Here is a 3,191-nt window from a genome sequence, read left to right on the forward strand (position 1 = left end):
GATGAAGGACGTGGCACGCTGCGATAAGCGTGGGGGAGCTGTGAGCAAGCTTTGATCCCGCGATTTCCGAATGGGGAAACCCACCCTCACCATTTCATTTCGCTGCTGGTTCGCCAGTGTCGGAATGAGGTGGATAGGGTATCACCTTGGTGAATAAAATAGCCTTGGTGAAGCGAACCCGGAGAACTGAAACATCTCAGTACCCGGAGGAAAAGACATCAACCGAGATTCCGTTAGTAGTGGCGAGCGAACGCGGACCAGGCCAGTGCCTGATGTTTAGTTAGCAGAACATTCTGGAAAGTTTGACCATAGCGGGTGACAGTCCCGTATGCGAAAGCGAAACATCAGGACTTGAGTAGGGCGGGACACGTGAAATCCTGTCTGAACATGGGGGGACCACCCTCCAAGCCTAAATACTCGTACATGACCGATAGCGAACAAGTACCGTGAGGGAAAGGTGAAAAGCACCCCGATGAGGGGAGTGAAACAGTACCTGAAACCGAATGCTTACAATCAGTTGGAGGGTCCTTGAGGCCTGACAGCGTACCTCTTGTATAATGGGTCAGTGACTTAATCTATCAAGCGAGCTTAAGCCGTTAGGTGTAGGCGCAGCGAAAGCGAGTCTGAACAGGGCGACTGAGTTTGATGGATTAGACCCGAAACCCGGCGATCTAGGCATGACCAGGCTGAAGGTGCGGTAACACGCACTGGAGGGCCGAACCGTTTAATGTTGAAAAATTATCGGATGAGTTGTGTTTAGGGGTGAAAGGCCAATCAAGCCGGGAAATAGCTGGTTCTCCGCGAAATCTATTTAGGTAGAGCGTCGGATGTTTACCTGTGGGGGTAGAGCACTGGATGGGCTAGGGGGTCGCGAGATCTACCAAACCTAACCAAACTCCGAATACCACAGAGTTAGTCCGGCAGACAGACGGCGGGTGCTAAGGTCCGTCGTCAAAAGGGAAACAGCCCTAACCTACAGCTAAGGTCCCCAAATCGTATCTAAGTGGGAAAGCATGTGGGATTTCCAAAACAACCAGGAGGTTGGCTTAGAAGCAGCCATCCTTTAAAGAAAGCGTAACAGCTCACTGGTCTAAATAAGAGATCCTGCGGCGAAAATGTAACGGGGCTCAAGATACGTACCGAAGCTTAGGGTGTGCGCAAGCACGCGGTAGCGGAGCGTTCCGTAAGCCTGTGAAGCGGGAGGGTAACCGACCGTGGAGGTATCGGAAGTGAGAATGCTGACATGAGTAGCGATAAAGAGGGTGAGATGCCCTCTCGCCGAAATCCCAAGGGTTCCTGCTTAAAGCTAATCTGAGCAGGGTGAGCCGGCCCCTAAGACGAGCCCGAAGGGGGTAGTCGATGGGAACCACGTTAATATTCGTGGGCCTGGAGGTGTGTGACGGATGGCGTAAGTTGTCAGGCCTTATTGGATTGGTCTGGCTTCGAAGTTGTCCCAGGAAATAGCCCCTCCGTATAGACCGTACCCTAAACCGACACAGGTGGGATGGTAGAGTATACCAAGGCGCTTGAGAGAAGTGTACTGAAGGAACTCGGCAAATTACCTCCGTAACTTCGGGAGAAGGAGGCCCCACATATGGGCAACCATGTGTGGGGGGCACAAGCCAGGGGGTAGCGACTGTTTAGCAAAAACACAGGACTCTGCTAAGTCGGCTTCAAGACGACGTATAGGGTCTGACGCCTGCCCGGTGCTGGAAGGTTAAGAGGAGGAGTGCAAGCTCTGAATTGAAGCCCCAGTAAACGGCGGCCGTAACTATAACGGTCCTAAGGTAGCGAAATTCCTTGTCGGGTAAGTTCCGACCTGCACGAATGGCGTAACGACTTCCCCACTGTCTCCAGTACATGCTCAGCGAAATTGAATTCTCCGTGAAGATGCGGAGTACCCGCGGTTAGACGGAAAGACCCCGTGCACCTTTACTGCAGCTTCAGAGTGGCATTAGGAAAGAACTGTGTAGCATAGGTGGGAGGCTTTGAAGCGACGGCGCCAGCTGTCGTGGAGCCATAGGTGAAATACCACCCTGTTGTTTTCTGATGTCTAACCACGCACCGTTATCCGGTGCTGGGACCCTCTGTGGCGGGTAGTTTGACTGGGGCGGTCGCCTCCTAAAGAGTAACGGAGGCGCGCGATGGTGAGCTCAGGACGGTTGGAAACCGTCTGTTAGAGTGCAATGGCATAAGCTCGCCTGACTGCGAGACTGACGAGTCGAGCAGAGACGAAAGTCGGTCATAGTGATCCGGTGGTCCCTCGTGGAAGGGCCATCGCTCAACGGATAAAAGGTACGCCGGGGATAACAGGCTGATGATTCCCAAGAGCTCATATCGACGGAATCGTTTGGCACCTCGATGTCGGCTCATCACATCCTGGGGCTGGAGCAGGTCCCAAGGGTTTGGCTGTTCGCCAATTAAAGTGGTACGTGAGCTGGGTTCAGAACGTCGCGAGACAGTTTGGTCCCTATCTGCCGTGGGCGTCGATAATTGAGAGGAGTTGACCCTAGTACGAGAGGACCGGGTTGAACATACCTCTGGTGTACCTGTCATTGCGCCAGCAGTGCAGCAGGGTAGCTATGTATGGACGGGATAACCGCTGAAAGCATCTAAGCGGGAAGCCTCCCTCAAGATAAGTTATCATCGAGTCGTGGAAGACCACCACGTTGATAGGCCGGGTGTGGAAGTGCGGTAACGCATGGAGCTAACCGGTCCTAATTACTCTGTTCGCGCTTGGAAGTCCCACCATCAATGTCAGCATTGGTGACCAGGATGATCTTCAAAGCCGGATGTTCGCCAAAACCTGATCCGAAATGAATGTCGACCCAGCACGGGCATCGATCAAAACCCTCATGCGCACCTGCTTCATTGCTTGGTGGCCATAGCGTCAGTGACCCACCCGATCCCATCTCGAACTCGGCCGTGAAACCTGACTGCGCCGATGGTACTACCGCTTAAGCGTTGGAAGAGTAGGGCGTCGCCAGGCATTGAAGCCGGTGCGCATGACAAAAAACCCATCACAATGTTCAAAACAACCGCCCAAGGGTCAATCCCAGGGCGGTTTTTTGGCCTCTAAGGCCCGCGTCCCTCAAAAGACGCTCATTGGTGGCGCGGGATGGAGCAGCCCGGTAGCTCGTCAGGCTCATAACCTGAAGGTCGCAGGTTCAAATCCTGCTCCCGCAACCAAT

The 3,191-nt window shown here is 53.7% G+C and carries 1 tRNA gene and 2 rRNA genes (1 of these 3 cut by a window edge); all 3 read left to right on the forward strand.

From position 1 onward, the window contains the following. A 23S ribosomal RNA gene (locus AX735_RS13370) occupies positions 1-2,741 on the forward strand; it begins 47 nt to the left of the window's first position. 133 nt (positions 2,742-2,874) lie between these two features. Beyond that, positions 2,875-2,989: ribosomal RNA gene (rrf, locus tag AX735_RS13375) — 5S ribosomal RNA — on the forward strand. A gap of 123 nt (positions 2,990-3,112) precedes the next feature. Next, positions 3,113-3,189, forward strand: a tRNA-Met gene (locus AX735_RS13380). Positions 3,190-3,191: the final 2 nt, after the last annotated feature.

Source organism: Blastomonas sp. CCH1-A6 (assembly GCF_001556365.1).
GTDB classification, from domain to species: Bacteria; Pseudomonadota; Alphaproteobacteria; order Sphingomonadales; family Sphingomonadaceae; genus Blastomonas; species Blastomonas ursincola.